The sequence below is a fragment of the Dietzia sp. DQ11-38-2 genome, from assembly GCF_014145055.1.
Lineage (GTDB): Bacteria > Actinomycetota > Actinomycetes > Mycobacteriales > Mycobacteriaceae > Dietzia.
The window spans coordinates 1-2572 of record NZ_JAALDW010000486.1 but is presented as its reverse complement, the minus strand read 5'-3'; the positions used below and the strand labels follow the sequence as shown (position 1 = coordinate 2572).

At 71.0% G+C, this 2572-nt stretch carries 4 protein-coding genes; all 4 read right to left on the bottom strand.

What is annotated here, in order from left to right; all coding sequences use genetic code 11:
* Positions 1–262: potassium-transporting ATPase subunit KdpA (locus G6026_RS17635; RefSeq protein WP_241728121.1), on the bottom strand; the 262-nt coding region annotated here is incomplete at its 3' end.
* Positions 259–360 carry a K(+)-transporting ATPase subunit F gene (gene kdpF, locus G6026_RS15195; protein ID WP_107757248.1) on the bottom strand — a complete coding sequence of 34 codons (102 nt, stop codon included), beginning with the start codon at positions 358–360 and terminating at the stop codon, positions 259–261. The genes G6026_RS17635 and kdpF, both read right to left, overlap by 4 nt.
* Entirely contained in the window at positions 357–527 is a 171-nt protein-coding gene (locus tag G6026_RS15190) for a hypothetical protein (protein WP_182613666.1), read from the bottom strand. The genes kdpF and G6026_RS15190 overlap by 4 nt, the downstream gene beginning before the upstream one ends.
* Before the next feature lie 566 nt (positions 528–1093).
* A partial coding sequence (locus tag G6026_RS15185; RefSeq protein WP_182613665.1) for an alpha/beta hydrolase occupies positions 1094–2572 on the bottom strand: 1479 nt, incomplete at its 5' end.

Below are 2572 nucleotides of genomic sequence, written 5' to 3'. Positions count from 1 at the left end.
TCAGCCAGTGCTGGACGCGCTGGATCGCGTACAGGGCCAGCATGCTGACCGCGGAGAACGCCAGCACCCCCAGGGCGTAGACGCGCCAGGACTGCTCGCGGCGCGGGTCCACACGGGCGAGCCGGTAGAGGAGCCGTTCGACCCCGAGGTCACGGTCGCTGGCGAACACCCGGGCCATGTAGTCGCCGAGCGGGATGTACAGCGCGGCCAGCAGCCCGAGCAGGCAGGCCACCTGGAGGCCCGCTGCGAGCGCCGGGCTCATGAGAACCGCTCGGGGTCGACGAGCGCCACCAGGAGATAGACCACCAGACTCGCCGCCACGACCAGCAGGATCACGGTGGTGACGCCGGCGAGGGTCATCGCCCGGCCTCCGAGGTGTCGCGTGACGCCGGGTCAGGCGCCGGGAGGCCGGTCGCCGGGAGGCCGGGGGAGGTGGCGGACTCGTCGGACCGGGAGAGCCGGTTGACGAGGAGCACGCAGCCGGCCAGGCAGGCCAGCATGAGCGCGAGGTAGGCGATATCGAGCATCGCGGGCACGGTCACTTTCGATCGGGGATCAGCGCGGCGGTGGCCTGCACTGCACCGAGAAGCCTGCGTCCCCCGCGACCGTGCGGGAAGTGGCATTTACGGACTCTTGATGCCCCGGGCGGGGATCTTTACCCGTCCCTGACGGGGCGATCTGCGGCCCGTCCCTGACGGGGCGATCCGCGGACGCGCCGGCGCTCGCGCGGCTGCCCGTGCCGACGCCGCTGCGGCAACTCTCGCGCGGCGTGTTCTCTCGCCGAGTGGTCACATCTGGCCGGTTCCCGGGACAACCACCTGGGGAAACGCGATCAGGTGTGACCACACGGCGGCACCTCTACTCGCGATCGGAGTCGATCGATGCTCTCGCCTTGATGATCAAGACGGTCATTCCACAGCCCAGGGACGTGAGCAGTACAGCTGCCGCCGTCGCTACACCTCCGTTACCCAAGTAGATTCCCGCGATCACGAACGACAACGCAACGAGAGTGCGGACACCCCGCGACGACAGCGCTTCCAGCGTCTCTGCGATGTACTTTCCCACCGGCCCGGGCCTCGTCGGCGACGTGGCGTTACCCCGCCGCGGGCATCGGCGGGGCCGGGGCATGGGTCACGCCGGTGTGGCCGGTGCGCAGGTACTCGACCACGGCGTCGTCGACGATCGTGTTCCCCTTGGCCACCTGCCCGTGATCGCCGCCCTCGACCGTGAGCACGTGCGCTCCCATGCGCTCGGCCAGCGCCAGCGCCCCGTGATAGGGCGTCTGCGGATCCCCCAGCGAGTTGATGAGCAGCGGTGCCGTGGCCAGGCCCGCGTTGTGGACCGCGACGGGCGTGGTGACCGGAGCGGCGCCGGCACAGGCGGCCCCGGAACTGTAGGTCAGGCCGATGGCATCGAAGATGTCCCCGGTCACGAACTGCGTCCACAGGAACCCGGGGTAGTCGAGCGGCCGCGGGGCAATGCTGTTCTCATTGCACAGGACGGCGGACTGCATGTTGAGTGCAACCACAGCCTCCTCTGGGAGCTCCGGCATCTGCGGGTCCTGCGGCCCGACGGGCGTGCCGTCACGCAGGGCCTCCGCGATCACCGGCCACCCCGAGCTCTGCGGCGCCAGTCCGCGGGTCGCGCCGAGCATCGGCGACAGCGCCTGCACCGCGCCGGGAGTGCGGAGCTGGGTGAACAGTCCCTCGATCTGCACCCGCAGCGGGCCGGTGAGCGTGACCCCGTCGACGTACTGCTGCGCGAGCGCCCGCCACTCGGGCGGCACGTCGCCGACCCGCGCCGGGGGAGGGGCGAGGGTCGGGGTGGTGCCGGACTCGGCCATCACCCGCTGCGACCAGCGCCCGTACACCTTGAGTGGGGTATCGCCCAGCCCGTACACGGCGTCGTTGGCGGCGATCCAGTCGAACATCGCCATCACCCTGCGCTTGTAGGGCTCGGTCTGCTCGCGCAGCACGTCGTTCCACATCCAGTCCGGGTGCGCTGCCGAATCCAGCACCACCTTGTCCGTGTGCTGCGGGAAGAGCGTCGCGTAGGTCGACCCGAGCAGCGTGCCGTAGGACAGGCCGTGGATGGAGATGCGCTCCTGGCCGAGCGCGCGCCGGACCTCCTCCCAGTCGCGCGCGGTGTTCTCGGTGGTGAGGTGGCGCCAGTAGTCGCCGCTGGCCTGCTCGCACGACGCCCGGTGCGCGCCGCCCAGGTTGGTGGCGATCATCAACTGGTCGGCGCCATCCATCGGCGCGCAGTGGAGCGGGCCGGCGTGCGCCAGCCCCCGCGGTTGGACACCGATGAGGTCCCACTCGTCCCGCAGGGCGTCGGGCCAGGTGAACAGCTCGTTGTCGTCGAAATAGGTCAGTGAATCCCCGCCCGGCCCGCCCGCGTTGCCGAACAGCACCCCCCGCGCTGCCGCCGGATTGCGCGCCGGGAGCCTGGACACCGTCACGTCGATGCGGTCGCCGTCGGGAACCGCGTAGTCCACCGGGACGCTCACGCTGGTGCACACCGCCGACGGGGTCGTGACGGTCTCGGGGCACGGCCCCCACGCGAGCGCCGT